This window comes from Streptomyces chisholmiae (genome assembly GCF_031845445.1).
Classification (GTDB): domain Bacteria; phylum Actinomycetota; class Actinomycetes; order Streptomycetales; family Streptomycetaceae; genus Streptomyces; species Streptomyces chisholmiae.
This window is the reverse complement of record NZ_JAVREO010000009.1, coordinates 198,869-214,499: the sequence shown is the minus strand read 5'-3', so window position 1 is coordinate 214,499 and position 15,631 is coordinate 198,869. Positions and strand designations below refer to the sequence as shown.

Sequence of the window (15,631 nt, the reverse complement as noted above, 5' to 3'; positions counted from 1 at the left end):
TCCCAACAGGCGATCATTGGTCAGCTATGTCACGGTTTAAGAGACGTTGCCACCTGGGCGAGGCGAAGCGGTGGTCGGACCGCCGCCGCCCGGCCCCGCGGTGCGCGCGCCCGGGGAAACCACCCGAACGTCCAGCCCCATGAACGCCCGAGAGGATGCTCCCGCGATGCATGAGATGCGAGCCGAAGTGAACGCGCAGGGACACCGCAACTGGCATGTCACGCCCAAGGCCAGTTTCACCGCGCTGTGCGGGAAGCAGATGGCGCGTCCGGACGGCGGGCAGCGCCCCGAGCTGTGCGAGGGCGTGGTGCACGAGAGTCACTGCGGCGCCTGTGTGCAGGGCTTCGAGCAGTTCGTCACCGCCCGGCTCTGAGCACCCGGCGCCGACCGCCACGCAGCACCAACGGTCAGCAGCGGTCAACGGCGGACCGGTAGTGGTCAACCGCGGACCGGGAACGGTCAGGGGCGGCTCGGGGGGTCGCCCTCGTCGTCCGGCCGACGCTCGCTGATCAACCGCGCCGCCAGCTCGTCCAGCACGATCCGGCGGCGCTCCACCGCGTCCGTCCGGTAGGCGATCCGGGCCACGATATGCCCGGTGACCGGGGCCGTGAGCAGGGAGAACGCCCCCACCAACAGCAGCGCCGGGGTCTTTCCCAGCGGGGTCTGGAAGACGGCGCCGAGCACCACCAGCAGCAGCCCGAGGGTCTGCGCCTTGGAGGCCGCGTGCAACCGGGAGACGGTGTCCGGGAACCGGACCAGCCCGATGCCGGCGACCAGGCAGAACAGCGCCCCGGTCAGCAGCAGCACGCCGGAGATCAGGTCGCCGAGCAGGTCCATGGTCCACCTCCGTGGCTCACCGCATGTCCTCGCGGCGCTCGATCAGCCGGGCCGAGGCGATCGACCCGACGAAGCCCAACAGGGAGAGCACCACCAGCACATAGCCGGTGGTGGTGTCCGAACGGGCCAGGGTGCCCAGCACCGCGCCGACCACGATCAGGGTGACCAGCGCGTCCAGCGCCACCACCCGGTCCAGCGCGGCCGGCCCGGCGGCCAGCCGTATCGCCACCAGCAGCGCGGCGACGCCGACCAGCACCAGCCCGATGTTGGCCACGGTGGTCATCCGTCGCCACCTCCTTCCGTTCCCGGGTCCGCGTCCGCGTTCGTGTCAGGGCCCGCGTCAGGGACAGGGCCCGCGCCGCGCCCACGGCCGGCGTCCGTCCCGTCGTCCGCCGCCCCGGCCGCCCCGGCCGGGCCCGCCGCCCGGGGCGGGACGGTGGCCGGCCGCTCCCGTTCCGTGCCGGGGAAGGCCAGCGAGAGCCGCCGCTCCACCGCCGCCACCTCGGCGCGGCGGCGGTCGGCGTCCGCCGGGGTGCGCAGCGGCAGCGCGTGGATGTACAGCAACCCGCGCTCCCGGTCCATCTCCAGCACCAGCGAGCCCGGCACCATCAGGGAGAGCAGCGAGCTGGCCGCCATCAGCAGTTCGCTGTCGGTGCGCAGCGGCACCGCCACGATCCCGGTCGGCACCCGCGGCCCCTTGGCCAGCGCCTGCCAGGCCACCACCACCGACGAGGTGACCAGCTCGACCAGCAGGTGGCCGAGCAGCCCCAGCAGCCGCAGCGGCCGGCGCAGCGGCGGGCGGCGCACCGCCGGCAGCCCGAAGAGCGCCAGCACACACAGCGCCACCAGCGCCCCGCCGACCAGCGGGACCGGCCGCACCCCGCCCCACAGCAGCAGCCACAGCGCCCACAGCCACAGCAGCGCCGGCCCGCGGTGCCGCAGCACCGCGAGCACCCGCCCGGCCGCCCCGGCCCGGCCCGTCGCCCCGCCTCCGCTCGTCACCCGGCCTCCTCTCCCAGCACGGCCTCCCGGTAGTCGTCGCGCTCCAGCAGGTCGTGCGCGGCGCGCTCACTGATCCGGCCCAACTCCCCGGCGCCGGCCGCGATCCCGAGACCGGTCAGCACGATCCCGGCGGCGGCGCCGAGGATCAGCACGTTGCCTGGGTAGCGGCCAGGCGGCGGCCGGTCGGGGCCGGCGGAGAAGACCGCCCGCCACAGCCTGGCCATCGCGTACAGCGTCAGCAGGCTGGTCACCAGCGCCGCCGCGACCAACGCCGGCACCGGGCCGCCCTGCCCGGCGCCGGCCTCAAGCAGCACGAACTTGGCGACGAAACCCGAGGTCGGCGGGATGCCGGCGAGGCTCAGCGCGGGCACCAGGAAGAGCCCGGCGACCAGCGGGGGCGGCGGCGCCGCCTTCGCCAGCCGGCTCAGTGAGGCCGTCCCGGCCAGCCGCACCACGATCCCCGCGACCAGGAAGAGCCCGGCCTGGGCCGCGATGTGGTGCACGGTGTACAGCACGGTGCCGGTCAGCCCCGGCACGTCGAACAGCGCCAGCCCGAAGAGCATGAACCCGATGTGGCTGACCAGCACGAAGGACAGCAGACGGTTGATGTCGTCCTGGGCGATCGCCCCCAACACCCCGACCAGCAGGGTGATCACCGCCGCCACCGCCAGCAGCGTCCAGGTCTCGTCCCGGGGGAACAGCAGCGTCTGGGTGCGGACCATGGCGTAGACGCCGACCTTGGTCAGCAGCGCCGCGAACAGCGCGGTGATCGGCGCCGGCGCCGTCGGATAGCTGTCCGGCAGCCAGAAGTGCAGCGGCACGGCCGCCGCCTTGATGCCGAAGACCAGCAGCAGCAGCACGCTCAGCAGCGCCACCGTGCCGCTGGGCACGCCCTCCATCCGGACGCTGAGATCGGCCAGGTTGACCGTGCCGACCGCCGAGTAGCACAGCCCGATGGTGGTGAGGAAGAGCAGCGAGGACGCCAGACTGGTGATGGTGTACGTCATCCCGGCCCGGATCCGGTCCGAGCCGGCGCCCAGCGTGATCAGCACGTACGACGAGGTGAGCATCATCTCGAAGGCGACGAACAGGTTGAACAGGTCGCCCGCCAGGTAGGCCAGGCAGATCCCGCCGGTCAGCAGCAGGTAGGCCGGGTGGAAGGCGACCGGCGACGAGCGCCCCGAGTCGGCGAAGCCCTGCCCGATGGAGAAGACCAGCACCGCCAGCGACACCGCGACCGAGACCGTCAGCAGCAGCGCGGACAGCCGGTCGGCCAGCAGCGTGATGCCCAGCGGCGCCGGCCAGCCGCCCATGGTCGCCGCCTGCGGCCCGTCCCGTTCCGCCAGCACCAGCAGCAGCACCGAGTCGGCCAGCACCAGGGTCAGCACCACCACGCCGACCAGCTGCTGGGCGACCCGGCTGCCGGAGAGCGTGAACGACACCCCGGCGGCCAGCACCGGAAGCAGTATGGGCGCGACGACCAGCCAGCCGATCACCGTGGCCCCCCGCCCGGCTCGTGGTCCCGGTCGGTGGGCAGCGGCGGGCCGCTCTCCTCCCGGTCCTGCACGGTCCCGATCCGGCGGTCCTCCACGTCGTCCCGCACCTCGTCGTGTCCGTCGAGCTGCCAGGCCCGGTGCACCAGGGCCAGCAGCAGCGTGGTGATCGCGAAGGTGATCACGATCGCGGTCAGCGCCATCGCCTGCGGCAGCGGGTCCGCGTACCGCTCCCCCTCGCCGGCGCTCGGCACCACCGGCGGCACCCCGGACGGGCCGCCGGTCAGCAGCAGCAGGTTGGCGGCGTGGCCGAGCACGATCACGCCCAGCAGGACGCGCATCAGCGAACGGTCCAGCAGCAGGTAGAAACCGGCGGCGAAGAGCGCGCCGATGGTCACCGCCATCACCAGGTCCAGGGTGGTCATCGGGGCACCCTCCGGGTCCGCTCGTGGTACGGCACCAGGGTGTCGCCGGCGTTCCTGGCCTGCGCGAGGGCGAACAGCAGCTTCAGGCAGACGCCCAGCACCAGCAGGTAGACGCCCAGGTCGAAGAAGAGGTTGGTGACGATCTTGACGTCCCCGAGCAGCGGCACCGCCAGCTCCACCGTGGTGCTGGACAGCGGCGGCTGGCCGAACGCCAGCGGCGCCAGGGCCACCAGCGCGGCCAGCGCCAGCCCGCCGCCGGCCACCGCGCGGGGGGTGATCCGCAGCGGGAACGCCGCCTCCGCCCGGCGCCCCACCAGGTAGCGCAGGGTGAACGCCTGCCCGGCGACCAGCCCGCCGGCGAACCCGCCGCCCGGCCGGTAGTGGCCGGCGAAGAGCAGGTAGACGGAGAGCACCAGCACGGCCGGGAACAGCGCCCTGACCACCACTTCGAGCAGCAACGACCGGTCCCGGCTGGGCAGTTCCTCGGCCTCCGGCAGCCAGGGCTCGCGCGGCACGTCCCAGTGCACGCCGCGGAATGCGCGGGCGGCCCGGCTGCCCTCGGCCGGCCCGGTCGGCCACTGGCGGCGCGCCGACCGGTAGCCGAGCAGTGCCCCGGAGCCGATCACCGTCACCAGCAACACGCTGATCTCGCCCAGCGTGTCCAGCGCGCGGAAGTCCACCAGCAGCGCGTTCACCGCGTTGACCGCGCCGGTCTCCGGGGCCCGCTCGATGATTGTGTCCGACAGGTCGAGGGACTGCCGCACCGCCGTCGCGGAGATCGCGTAGTACGCCACCGAGGCGCCGGCGGCCACCGCGATCACCGCCCGCAGCACCCGGCTGCGCGCCGACGGCCGCTCCGGCGTGAAGTTGGACGGCAGCCGGCGCAGCACCAGCACCACCACCACGACGGTCAGCGTCTCCACCAGGAACTGGGTCAACGCCAGATCGGGCGCGCCCCGCACCAGGAACAGGCCGGCCACCGCGTAGCCGACCGCCCCCACCAGGAGCACCGCCGTCAGCCGGTGCCGGGCCACCACCAGCGCGCCCAGCGCCACCAGGGTCACCAGGGAGAGCGGCAGTTGCACCGCCGAGTCCCAGCCGACCACCCGGGGCCAGTCCATCGGGTGGGCCAGCAGGGTGCCGACCGGCACCACCACGAACGTGACCAGCAGCACCGACAGGTAGAACGGCAGCGAGCCGACCTGGGTGTGCCGGGTCAGCCACATCGCGGCCCGGTCCACGCCGCGCACCGTCTGGTCGTAGCCGCGCTGACTGTCCGGCAGCCGCGGCAGCCGGGCCCGCACCCGCTCCACCGGGCGCCTGACCTGGTGCAGCACCAGGCCCAGCACGATCATGCTGGCCGACACCAGCAGTGGCGGGGTGACCCCGTGCCAGAGCTTGACCGTGTACGCCGGGCCGTGCTCGACGAGCAGCCCGGCGCTGCCCGCGTACGGCAGCACCAGCTCGGCGGTGCCCGTGTACCACAGGCCCAGCACCGGCGCGGCGGCCGACAGCAGCACGATCGGCAGCAGCAGCCCGGGCGCCGGCGCGGCCGGCTCGGCGGCCGGCACCCCCGGCTTGCGGGCGAACGCGCCCCACAGGAACCGCGCCGAGTAGGCCACCGTCAGCAGCGAGCCGAGCGCCAGGCCGACCACCGCCCAGCCGCCGCCGGGGAACGGCGCGTGCCAGAACCCCTCGTAGGCGGCCTCCTTGCCGAGGTACCCGATCAACGGGGGCAGCCCCGCCATCGAGGCGGCCGAGACGGTGGCCGCCACCGCCAGCAGCGGCAGCCGGCGGCCCAGCCCGGAGAGCCGGGTCAGGTCCCGGGTGCCGGTGGTCTTCTCCACCACCCCCACGGTCAGGAACAGCGCCGACTTGAACGCCGCGTGCGCCAGCAGCATCTCCTCGCCGGCCAGCGCCGAGGTCCGGGTGCCGGCGCCCAACAGGGCGATCAGCATGCCGAGTTCACTGACCGTGCCATAGGCGATCAGCAGCTTGAGGTCGTGCTGGCGCAGCGCCCGCCAGGCCGCGACCACCATGGTCACCAGCCCGAAGGTCAACACCAGCGGCCGCCAGGGCGCCACCCCCTCAAGGGCCGGCGCCAGCCGCGCCACCAGGTAGACCCCGGCCTTGACCATCGCCGCCGCGTGCAGATAGGCCGACACCGGCGTGGGCGCCACCATGGCGGCCGGCAGCCAGGCGGAGAACGGGATCTGCGCCGACTTGGCGAACGCGCCGACCAGGATCAGCAGCACCGCCAGCCAGCTCAGGCCACCGCTCGGCGGATCGGCCAGCAGCTCCGAGATCCGGTAGGTGCCGGCCTCGGCGCCCAGCAGGATGAAGCCGAAGAGCATCGCCAACCCGCCGGCGGCCGTGGTGAGCAGCGCCTGCTCGGCGGCCCGCCGGTGGTCGGAGCCCTCGCCCCGGCCGGCGATCAGCAGGAAGGAGATGACGGAGGTCAGCTCCCAGAAGATGTAGAGGGCGATCAGCTGGTCGGCGGTGACCAGCCCGAACATCACCCCGGCGAAGAGCAGCAGCAGCCCCGCCTCCCGGCCGCGGCCGGGCAGGTAGTGCGCGCAGTAGAGCAGCACCAGGGCGCCGACGCCGCTGACCACGTAGACCATCAGCAGCGAGAGCGGGTCCAGCCGCAGCTCGACCACCAAATTCAGGGCCGGCGCCCAGGAGAGCGTCTCGGTCCGCGGCCGGCCGTCGAGCACGGCCCCGGTGTGCCAGGCCGCCCACCCGACGGCGGCCAGCGGCACCAGCGCCGCCAGGTACCAGACGCCGCGGGGCGACCGGGCGGCGAGCCAGGGCAGGACGGACGCCACCAGGACATGCAGGACGAAGAGCGACAGCACGGTCAGCCCACCTCCGTCTCGCGCGATCGGCGCCATGCTTTTCATCCGCTTAGTGGCGGTATGGCGCGGTTTCGATCATCCCGGGCCGAGCCCGTTCCGCCGCGCACGGCGCCCCCCGGTCGCGTGTCGCGGCGCCCCGGCGGGGACCGCCCGCGGCCCCGCGCGCCGGGCCCGGCGACCGCGTGGGCCGTCCGTTCCGACGGGTTTCCATCCCGGCTGCTGCCCGATCACACCGGTCCCATGCCCCGGCGTCGCCCCCGTGTTTCGCTGGCGGTTCCGCGGTTTCGCCCCGCTTTCAGGCGGGCACCCGAAGGGCCCGCCGCCGCTCGCCCGCGCCGCGCCGCGCGCGTGGCCGGACGCGCCGAGACGCCGAGGAGGGGCCACGATGAGCACCCCCAAGCCGGCTCCCGGGCCGGAGCCGGAGCCGATTCCGCCGCCGGGCCCGGAGCCCGACCCGATCCCGCCCAGGCCGACGCCGCCGCCCTACCCCAAGCCGGGCCCCGGCGGCCCCCGGCCCGGCCCGCAGCCGGGCCCCTGGCCGACGCCGCCCCCCGACCCCGAACCCCCGGCGCCCCCCGGCCCCGACCGCCCGAAACCGCACCCCGACCCACAGCCGGCGCCGCCGCCCCCGCCGCCGATGTGAGGGACGCGGCCGGGCGGGGGCGGCCGGGCGGGCGCCGGTGGTTTGCGGGCGGCTGGGCGGCCGGCGGGGCACCGCCACCGCCCGGCGCCCACCCGAGGTGACGTCGTGGCCCGCTCCCCCGCCGCCCGGAGCGCCGGGCCGGGGCGCGCGCCCGGCGCCGCCCGGAGCGCCCGGCCAGCCGGCGTTCAGGGCGGCGCCGCCCGGTGGCGGCGCCCCCGCCACGCCACCGCCAACGGATCCGCCGCCTGGCCTACTTGAAGCCCGAGACGGCGTGCGGCTCGTAGGACTCGCCGAGCCTGGCCACCTCGTCGGGCGTCAGCGCCAGATCGACGGCCGCCACCGCGTCCTCGATGTGGCGCGGGGAGGTCGCGCCCACGACCGGGGCCGTCACCCGGGGGTCGGCCAGCAGCCAGGCCAGGGCCACCTGGGCCGGGGCCACGGCCCGCTCGGCCGCCACCGCCAGCACCCGCTCGACGACCTCCCGGTCACCCGGCCGGTAGAGCGTGGCACCGAACTCGTCGGTCGCGGACCGGGCCGTGGCCTCGTCCCACGCCCGGGTCAGCCGGCCACGCGCCAGCGGGCTCCACGGGATCACCCCGACGCCCTGGTCGGCACAGAGCGGGAGCATCTCCCGCTCCTCCTCCCGGTAGATCAGGTTGTAGTGGTTCTGCATCGACACGAACCGCGTCCAGCCGTGCCGCTCGGCGAGGAAGAGGGCCTTGGCGAACTGCCAGGCCCACATCGAGGAGGCACCGAGGTAGCGGGCCTTGCCGGCCTTCACCACGTCGTGCAGCGCCTCCAGGGTCTCCTCGATCGGGGTGTCCGGATCGAACCGGTGGATCTGGTAGAGATCGACGTAGTCCGTGCCCAGCCGGCGCAGGCTGTGGTCGATCTCGCTGAGGATCGCCTTGCGGGACAGGCCACCGCCGTTCGGCCCCGGCCGGGCCCGGCCGTAGACCTTGGTCGCGATGACCACCTCGTCCCGCCGCGCGTAGTCGGCCAGCGCCCGGCCGACGATCTCCTCGCTGGTGCCGTCGGAGTAGACGTTGGCGGTTCCAGACACGCGTGATTACCCCCCGGGAGGTATCCGCGTCATGGCTGCAACCGCGCTGCTCACCGAGCCTGAGCACCCCCTGCGCTCCACCCCGAGCATGGAGACAGTAACCGCACAGCCCGGAACGGATGACACGTCCGCACCGATGCTCCGAGGGCTGCGGGGCATCCGACTGTCGGTCCTGACCGACGAGACGACCAGCCCGGAACGCCAGAGGGAAGCGGACGACCGAGCGGCCCGCGAGAAGGGCATCTCGTTCGGGGAGGGGGACGCGCTCCGCGAGGCGATAGACCTCGGCGTCAGCGCTTCCAAGACTTCCCCCTTTGAACGCCCCGAACTCGGGGCGTGGCTACGTCGGCCGGATGAGTATGACGCGCTGGTCTTCTGGCGCTTTGACCGCGCTATCCGGTCGATGGTCGATATGCATGACCTAGCCCGGTGGGCCCGCGAGCACAAGAAAATGATCGTGTTCGCGGAGGGCATCGGCGGCGGCGGCACGATGACGTTCGACTTCCGGAACCCGATGGACCCGGTAAGCGAATTCATGATGATGATGTTCGCATTCGCCGCTCAGGTCGAAGCAATGTCCATCAAAGAGAGGGTCATCGGGGCGCAAGCAGCAATGCGGACAATGCCGCTGCGCTGGCGCGGTTCTCGCCCTCCGTACGGCTACATGCCCGTCAAGCTGGAAGGCGGGGGCTGGACGCTCATTCCCGACCCCGACGCGGTGAAGGTCATTGAGTGGATCATTCGGGAACTCATGACCGGGGGCAAGGACGGTAAGGGTAAGGCCGCGAGCCTCATCGCCGTTGAGCTGAACGAGAAGGGTATTCCCAGCCCGCGCGACCACTGGGCTATCAAGCAGGGGCGCGAGACGGGCGGGAAGGCGGGCGCCCCCCTGGGGCAGAAGTCTGAGACGCACAAGCGGTTCAAGTGGTCTGCGTTCACCATCCGTCGCCTTCTCACGTCCCCGGCGATGCTCGGATGGAAAGTCCACAAGGGCAAGCCCGTGCGCGACGCGGAGGGGCGTCCGGTGCTCGCTACCAACTCCCCGATCATGGACCGCGCCGAATACGACGTGGTGTGCGCTGTGTTCGAGCGGAGGGCCAAGGCGCCCAGGGAGCGGAAGGACTCAAAGTCCGTGCTGCTCCGCGTGGCTCACTGCTCCGAGTGCGGTAGCCGCATGTACGTGAACCCCCGAAAGGATCGGACCCCGATCTATCGGTGCTCCTCCCTTCAGCGGGGCATCACGTGCCCGGCCCCTGCGGGTGTCCGCGCCGACTGGGCGGAATCGTTCGTTGAGCGGGAGTTTCTGAGCGTGGTCGGGGACATCCCGGTGAGGGAGGTTCGCGAGATCCCCGGGTACGACCCGGCGCCGGAGATCGCCGCGACGCTGGCGGAGTTCGAGGAGCATCAGAAGCAGGAAGGCCGCCAGAAGTCCAAGGCCGCCGCTGCGGCGTGGCAGCGTCACGCGGACGCGCTTGACTCGCGCCTGGCGGAGTTGGAGGCCACGCCGAAGGTGGAGGCGCGCCGAGAGGTCACCGACACGGGTCAGACATACGCGGACCTGTGGGCGTCGCGCGACACACAGGGGAAGCAGCGCATCTTGATCTCTGCGGGTGCCCGACTGGACGTGAGCCCCGGTCGCGCTGCCGGTTGGAAGTCCGTGGACGAATCACGTCTGCGCTTCACCCTGACCGGCGGGGACCTGGACGACGTGCTAGAGGAACTGCGGGCGGTCACCTTGGACAACGCCGAGTCCGCGTCCGCTTGAACCCGTCGCTTGGGTAACCGTGATCTGCCGCACATCGCCGCCGGGGGGTCCCCGTGACAGCAGCGACCCGAGCAAGCGGAGCCGAACCCGCCAACGACCCACACAGCGTGGCGAGAGAGTTGCCCAGTGTCACATAGTGGTGACGGGTGACGAAATGACAAAGAGTTCTAATCGCCCCTGCGAGAACGAGCGCCCCCCGCTTGTGCGCTCAACCTCGTTCCTCGGCCGGAACCGTCATCCGTCACCCCCCGGGCGCCGAACCTCCGGCTCCTCCGGGAACCCGTTGCGCTCCCCCATAGGTGAGGGCAGGGGATACCGCGCACCCCTCGAACGCGAGAAACGGCGGACTGAGAACCCTGCCCCTCTACTTCCTACCCGGACCAAATGATGGGGCATGGCGTGGAGTCTGACGAGATCGAGACCCGTTTCACCTACCCGTCGCCGGGCGACCGGGACAAGGACATGCAGCGGCACCGCCGGATCTGCACCGAGTTCAAGCGACTCGCGCACGAGCTGAACGAGGTGCTGCCCTTCTCCCGAGAGACGGTGGTCACCTTCGCGCGACTGGAAGAGGCCCACATCTGGGCCCACATCGCCATCGCACGGCACGACCACGACCGACACTGAACCGGTTGCGGCAAAGGGGCACCTACACACGTGCGTAGGTGCCCCTTTCCTCTGCGCTGAACCATTCCGAGAGGGGGCGGGGTGCTGCGGCGCTGTCTGGAGTGTCAGGAGTTGGCGACCCATCGGGGGCGGTGCGCGGTGCACTTTGCCGCCTACGAGCGGCGCACGGGGGTGCGTCAGCGCCGTGAACGTCGGGCTGTCACTGCCCGGTTCTTCGACGCCGCGGCGGCACTTCGCCATCTGGTCCGCGAGGCGGGATACGTGCCGTGCGCATGGTGCGGCCGGCGCTTTCCTGCCTCGGCCGTGGAGGTTGACCACGTGTGTCCGCTGTCGGATGGCGGGCGCGATGTCGCCTCGAACCTGCAAATCCTTTGCTTGTCGTGCCATCGGGAGAAGACCGCCCGAAGCGGCATCACGGGGGCTCCTTAGGTCCCCGGCAACGAAAGACCTATGGGGGAGCATCTATGAAGTTGTTCGAGTGGCTGACTGGTCGCTGCAAGAAGTCGCAGGAACCGAAGCCGACGATTGTTCTGGTCCACGGCGCGTTCGAGGATGCGGGCGCATGGTCCGGTGTCACCGGTCGGTTGCAGCGCTGCGGGTATCGCGTCGTGGCCCCGCCGGTTCCGCTGCGGGGCGTCGCTGCGGATGTGGCGTACCTGGACAGCGCCATCAAGGCCCTTGACGGGCCTGTGGTGTTGGCCGGCCACTCCTACGGTGGCGTACTTGTCACCGAGCTGGCAGCGAGGAATGCGGAGAAGGTCCGGGCGCTGGTGTACGTCGCGGCGTTCATCCCCGATGCCGGGGAGACCGTCAACGCCCTGAACGCTGAGTTCCCGGGCTCGCTCCTCGGGCCGGAGACCACGTACACGGTGGACCACGCCGGCGGTAGCGACATGTACGCCAAGCCCGAGTCCTACAAGCAGCTGCTTGCCGACGACCGGTCGTCCCGTGCCGTCGCTGTGACTGCGGCTGGTCAGCGTCCCATCGACACAGCGGCGCTCACTGAGCAGACGACTGCCGGCGCTCCGGCCGAGATCCCGAAGTTCGCCATCGTGGCGACCCGGGACAACGCAGTTCCGACCCAGGCGCAGCAGCACCAGGCCGAGCGGGCCCGCGCGGAGGTCTCCCGAGTGCGTGCCTCGCACGACGTGCCGACTTCCCACCCGGCGTTCGTGGCGCGCGTCATCAAGACCGCTATTCGCCAGAGTGAGAAGGGCGCCCGTGGCCTGGGCGACGAGTAACCGCAGGCAACGCCTTCCCGACGACTGGCCGACCCGTAGAACGGCGGCCCTTCGTCGGGACGGGTTCCGGTGCGTGGCACTGCTGGCAGACAGCGAGAGGTGCACGGAGCCCGCTACGGACGTGGATCACATCGTTCCGGGGGACGACCACGAGCTGACGAACTTGCAGTCGCTCTGTGGCTGGCACCACGCGCGGAAGAGCGCGCGCGAGGGGCAGGCCGCGAACCGAGCGAAGCAGCGCCCGTCCCGTCGTCGGCCGGACAAGCCGCACCCGGGGGAGGTTCGGTGAAGCTACATCTCCGCCCGCTGACGTTGAAGCAGGCGAACCAGCTCGTTGCGGAGCTGCACAGACATCACAAACCCGTCGTGACGCATCGGTTCTCGATCGGGCTCTACGACGAGAACGGCGTCATGCACGGCGCTGTGATCGTGAACAAGCCCGTTGCGCGCCTCACCCCTCAGTACAAGGTCGCCGAGGTGAGTCGGCTGGTGACCGATGGCACGCCGAACGCGTGCTCAATGCTGTACGGCGCTGCGGCCCGTGCCGCTCAGGCCATGGGGTTCGAACGCATCCAGACCTACATCCTGAACAGCGAACCGGGCACCTCACTGAAGGCGTCCGGCTGGAAGCTGGAAGGGATCACCAAGGCAACCCCGTGGAACAACAAGACCCGCAAGCGCAACGACTCTCACCCGGTGGTCGATAAGCAGCGTTGGGGGAAGCGGCTCAACCCGGAGTGGCCGGGCGACACGGACTGACTGTCACGCTTCGTGTCGGGGACCCTGGGGGGTGACCCCGATGATCATGGCTTCCGGACCGCAAGCGTATAGCAGCCCAGAATTTGTACGGGTTCCAAGGCCGTGTTTGAACGGAACCGGCGGGGGCGCTGACAGTGACACGCCCCCGCCACGGCGGGTTTCGCCTACCTCGTCCGCTCACTGGTTTGTTCGAGGGCGGTCTCCTTGTCTGCTCCACCACGGATCTCATCTCGGAGTCCCCGGATCGACCGCACAGCCCCTTTTGCCTCTTGACAGATAGACGAAACCTCATCAATCACGCGCTTCACAACCCACGCGGCGGCACTAAGCCCCCCCACGATTGTTGCAGCCCACCCGATGGTCTCCATGTACCCGACGAACCTTCCTGATCGGAACAGTCGGGCTAAGCGAAAAGGGCTGCTCGGCCCGACCACGTAAGTTTGGTCGTAACCGAGAAACGCCCTCGACGGCCCGCACCGGGCCGTAATCGGCCTCTGTCATGCGGAGTACGAATCTCGAAGCTTTCGGCTTTCGCCACAACGGATGCTTCTGTGTCGGGCCCGTCGCGCCCTTCCACAAAGCTGGTGTCCGTTCGGCCAGAGACTAGCAGACCAACCACACGGGGCCAAATGGCCTGATCACATGCCAAGTTGTTATGAGGCATGGCCTGTTGCTGATCACGGAGTCAACAAGACATGTCCCTGCCAGGAGGTGCCGCCGTGCCCGGACCTGTTCCGAAGCGTTCCGATCAGCGCCGCAGGCGCAACGCCAGCGACGGCCCCGAGGTGGTGAAGGCCCCGGGCGGTGCGGCGCCGGACATCCCGCCCGCTGACGAGAGCTGGCACCCGATCGCCGCGCGCTGGTACGCCTCGCTGCGCGAGTCGGGGCAGTCGCAGTTCTACGAGGCGAGCGACTGGGCCATGGCGGTCTATATCGCCGAGGCCATGAGTCGGAACCTCGCGGCCGGCCGATTCTCCGCGCAGCTCCTTCAGACGGTGCTGTCGGGGATGACCGACCTTCTGACTTCGGAGGGCGCCCGCCGTCGTGCGCGGGTCGAGCTGGAGCGCAACAACAGCGCCGACGACGCCCAGGAGGCGGAGCGTATGGCGCTGATGAATTCCTACCGGAAGGCCGCCGGTTCGCCCGAGGCGTGAAGTCGGCCGTTCTGTATTCGGGGTGAGGCACCTACGCACGTGTGTAGGTGCTTCGTGGTGCTCGGAAAGGGGGTGAGCCCATGACAGCCCAAACTCTTGAACCCGTTCGTACCTGGCCCGACGAAGTACCGTCGCCAACTCGGACTCTCGGTTGGGAAGTTCTCGAATGGACTTCTCGCTTCCTGTTGCAGCCGGATGGACCGGACGCCGGTAAGCCCTGGCGGTACACGCCGGAGCAAGTCCGCATCGTGTTGCGCTGGTACGAGATAGACGAGAAGGGCGCGTTCGTTCGCAGACAGGGGACGATTCGGCGCCTGAAGGGCTGGGGTCAACCCGGGCAAGGACCCATTCCTGGCGAGTCTTGCTCTGGTGGAGTTCGTAGGACCGTGCCGGTTCGGAGGTTGGCGGCCTGACGGGACTCCTATCGCGATACCGCATCAAGCGCCATGGGTTCAGGTAACTGCCGTCTCCCGGGACCAGACCCGTAACACCATGCGCCTTTTCGGGCCCATGTGTTCCCCAGAATTGCTGGAGACGTACGGGGTTGATCTCGGCAAGGAGATCATCTACTCGGCCCGCGGCGGCGTTATCGAGGCGGTCACGTCTTCCCCGCGTTCGCTGGAGGGTGGCCGCGCCACTTTCGTCATCATGAACGAAACGCATCACTGGATTGCCGCGAACCAGGGCCATGACATGGCGATGACCATTGCGGGCAACGTCGGTAAATCCAGGGGTGGCGGTGCGCGGACCGTCGAGATTACCAACGCGCCTTTGCCGGGCGAGGATTCGGTAGCCGAACGGTCCTGGCAGGCGTGGTCGAAAATCTCTGAAGGCAAGTCCCGTGACAGCGGGGTCTATTACGATTCCGTGGAAGCGCCGCCCATCGACTTGAGCGACCCGGACCAGCTCCGCGCGGGAATCATCGCGGCCCGGGGCGACGCGATTTGGCTTGACGTGGACTGGATCATTTCCACGATCTACAGCGGCCATATGCCGCGTTCACAGTCGCAGCGCATGTTCTTGAATCAGTTGGTCACAGCAGAGGATCAGTTGATTGCGCCGGAGGACTGGGACGCGCGGGCCGTTGACGAGGAGCTGGTTCGCGGCGATGAAATCACGCTGGGCTTTGACGGCGGACGGCGCGATGACGCTACCGCCCTCGTGGCCGTGCGGGTGCGTGACCGCCTGGCCCAGCCGCTCGGAATCTGGGAGCGCCCGGACGGGCCGGCCGGTGACGGGTGGGAGGTTGACCGGCAGGCCGTTGACGACGCGGTTCGTTCCGCGATGGCGCGTTACCGGGTCTCCGCGTTCTTCGCGGACACCGCTCTGTGGGAAAGCTACGTCGATGCGTGGAGCGAGGATTTCCGGGACGAACTCCTTGTGAAAGGCGCTCCGCATTCCGCCGTTGGGCGGGATATGCGCGGCGGGCTCCAGGAGTTGACCGCCGCCAACGAACGGCTTGTGTCCGCGATCGAGAACGGCCAGCTCCGTCACGTCGGGGACGGTTCCCCGCTGGGCAAGACCCTGCGTCGTCACGTGCTGAATGCGCGCAGGCGACCGAACCGATTCGGGCTTTCCTTCGGGAAGGAATCCCGCGAGTCTGCGCGGAAAGTCGATGCTTACGCCGCGCTTCTTCTCGCGGATCTGGCCCGGCGTCGGCTTCTCGAATCCGGAAGGCGTCATGCCCCGGAGCGTAAGGGCACTGTCTATTTCTTCTAGCCCCACCTACGCACGTGTGTAGGTGGTCGGCTTTCCGGGTTATCC

15 protein-coding genes are annotated in these 15,631 nt (G+C 70.5%); 8 read left to right on the top strand and 7 right to left on the bottom strand.

What is annotated here, in order from left to right; translation table 11 throughout:
* Positions 1 to 166: 166 nt before the first annotated feature.
* Positions 167 to 373: a hypothetical protein gene (locus RM844_RS17100; protein ID WP_311668084.1), complete on the top strand. Its 207-nt coding sequence runs from the start codon at positions 167 to 169 to the stop codon at positions 371 to 373.
* Positions 374 to 459: 86 nt separating this feature from the next.
* Here RM844_RS17100 and mnhG read toward each other — a convergent pair whose 3' ends face one another.
* The 7 genes from mnhG to RM844_RS17065 form a co-directional block, all read right to left on the bottom strand.
* Complete coding sequence (gene mnhG, locus RM844_RS17095) at positions 460 to 837, bottom strand: monovalent cation/H(+) antiporter subunit G (protein ID WP_311668083.1); 378 nt, start codon at positions 835 to 837, stop codon at positions 460 to 462.
* Positions 838 to 853: 16 nt separating this feature from the next.
* On the bottom strand, positions 854 to 1,120 hold the full coding sequence (locus RM844_RS17090) for a monovalent cation/H+ antiporter complex subunit F (protein ID WP_311668082.1): 267 nt from the start codon (positions 1,118 to 1,120) through the stop codon (positions 854 to 856).
* Complete coding sequence (locus RM844_RS17085; protein ID WP_311668081.1) at positions 1,117 to 1,839, bottom strand: Na+/H+ antiporter subunit E; 723 nt, start codon at positions 1,837 to 1,839, stop codon at positions 1,117 to 1,119. The genes RM844_RS17090 and RM844_RS17085 overlap by 4 nt, the downstream gene beginning before the upstream one ends.
* Positions 1,836 to 3,332 carry a Na+/H+ antiporter subunit D gene (locus tag RM844_RS17080; RefSeq protein WP_394814535.1) on the bottom strand — a complete coding sequence of 499 codons (1,497 nt, stop codon included), beginning with the start codon at positions 3,330 to 3,332 and terminating at the stop codon, positions 1,836 to 1,838. Before RM844_RS17080 ends, RM844_RS17085 begins: the two co-directional genes overlap by 4 nt.
* Complete coding sequence (locus RM844_RS17075; RefSeq protein WP_311668079.1) at positions 3,332 to 3,757, bottom strand: Na(+)/H(+) antiporter subunit C; 426 nt, start codon at positions 3,755 to 3,757, stop codon at positions 3,332 to 3,334. Before RM844_RS17075 ends, RM844_RS17080 begins: the two co-directional genes overlap by 1 nt.
* A complete protein-coding gene (locus RM844_RS17070) occupies positions 3,754 to 6,651 on the bottom strand; it encodes a Na+/H+ antiporter subunit A (protein ID WP_311668078.1) in 2,898 nt (965 codons plus the stop codon). Before RM844_RS17070 ends, RM844_RS17075 begins: the two co-directional genes overlap by 4 nt.
* A gap of 857 nt (positions 6,652 to 7,508) precedes the next feature.
* Positions 7,509 to 8,321 carry an aldo/keto reductase gene (locus RM844_RS17065; protein ID WP_311668077.1) on the bottom strand — a complete coding sequence of 271 codons (813 nt, stop codon included), beginning with the start codon at positions 8,319 to 8,321 and terminating at the stop codon, positions 7,509 to 7,511.
* A 31-nt stretch (positions 8,322 to 8,352) separates the two neighbouring features.
* Between RM844_RS17065 and RM844_RS17060 the strand changes: the two genes are divergently transcribed.
* The 7 genes from RM844_RS17060 (at position 8,353) to RM844_RS17030 (ending at position 15,586) form a co-directional block, all read left to right on the top strand.
* The gene (locus RM844_RS17060) at positions 8,353 to 10,086 is read left to right on the top strand and encodes a recombinase family protein (RefSeq protein ID WP_311668076.1); all 1,734 of its coding nucleotides are present in this window, start codon (positions 8,353 to 8,355) and stop codon (positions 10,084 to 10,086) included.
* 399 nt (positions 10,087 to 10,485) lie between these two features.
* The gene (locus tag RM844_RS17055) at positions 10,486 to 10,713 is read left to right on the top strand and encodes an Acb2/Tad1 domain-containing protein (RefSeq protein WP_311668075.1); all 228 of its coding nucleotides are present in this window, start codon (positions 10,486 to 10,488) and stop codon (positions 10,711 to 10,713) included.
* Positions 10,714 to 10,794: 81 nt separating this feature from the next.
* Complete coding sequence (locus RM844_RS17050; protein WP_311668074.1) at positions 10,795 to 11,142, top strand: HNH endonuclease signature motif containing protein; 348 nt, start codon at positions 10,795 to 10,797, stop codon at positions 11,140 to 11,142.
* A 35-nt stretch (positions 11,143 to 11,177) separates the two neighbouring features.
* Entirely contained in the window at positions 11,178 to 11,954 is a 777-nt protein-coding gene (locus RM844_RS17045) for an alpha/beta fold hydrolase (RefSeq protein ID WP_311668073.1), read from the top strand.
* Positions 11,955 to 12,239: 285 nt separating this feature from the next.
* Positions 12,240 to 12,713 (top strand): XF1762 family protein, encoded by a 474-nt coding sequence (locus tag RM844_RS17040; RefSeq protein ID WP_311668072.1) that lies wholly within the window; start codon positions 12,240 to 12,242, stop codon positions 12,711 to 12,713.
* 719 nt (positions 12,714 to 13,432) lie between these two features.
* Positions 13,433 to 13,867, top strand: coding sequence for a phage terminase small subunit (locus RM844_RS17035; RefSeq protein ID WP_311668071.1), 435 nt, complete (start codon positions 13,433 to 13,435; stop codon positions 13,865 to 13,867).
* Between the two features lie 525 nt (positions 13,868 to 14,392).
* Positions 14,393 to 15,586, top strand: a complete 1,194-nt coding sequence (locus RM844_RS17030; RefSeq protein WP_311668070.1) for a terminase — start codon at positions 14,393 to 14,395, stop codon at positions 15,584 to 15,586.
* The last annotated feature ends 45 nt before the right edge of the window (positions 15,587 to 15,631 follow it).

Coding starts and splice junctions, on each gene's coding strand:
- RM844_RS17100 (WP_311668084.1), top strand. CDS start 167: ATGCATGAGATGCGAGCCGAAGTGAACGCGCAGGGACACCGCAACTGG.
- mnhG (WP_311668083.1), bottom strand. CDS start 837: ATGGACCTGCTCGGCGACCTGATCTCCGGCGTGCTGCTGCTGACCGGG.
- RM844_RS17090 (WP_311668082.1), bottom strand. CDS start 1,120: ATGACCACCGTGGCCAACATCGGGCTGGTGCTGGTCGGCGTCGCCGCG.
- RM844_RS17075 (WP_311668079.1), bottom strand. CDS start 3,757: ATGACCACCCTGGACCTGGTGATGGCGGTGACCATCGGCGCGCTCTTC.
- RM844_RS17070 (WP_311668078.1), bottom strand. CDS start 6,651: ATGGCGCCGATCGCGCGAGACGGAGGTGGGCTGACCGTGCTGTCGCTC.
- RM844_RS17060 (WP_311668076.1), top strand. CDS start 8,353: ATGGCTGCAACCGCGCTGCTCACCGAGCCTGAGCACCCCCTGCGCTCC.
- RM844_RS17045 (WP_311668073.1), top strand. CDS start 11,178: ATGAAGTTGTTCGAGTGGCTGACTGGTCGCTGCAAGAAGTCGCAGGAA.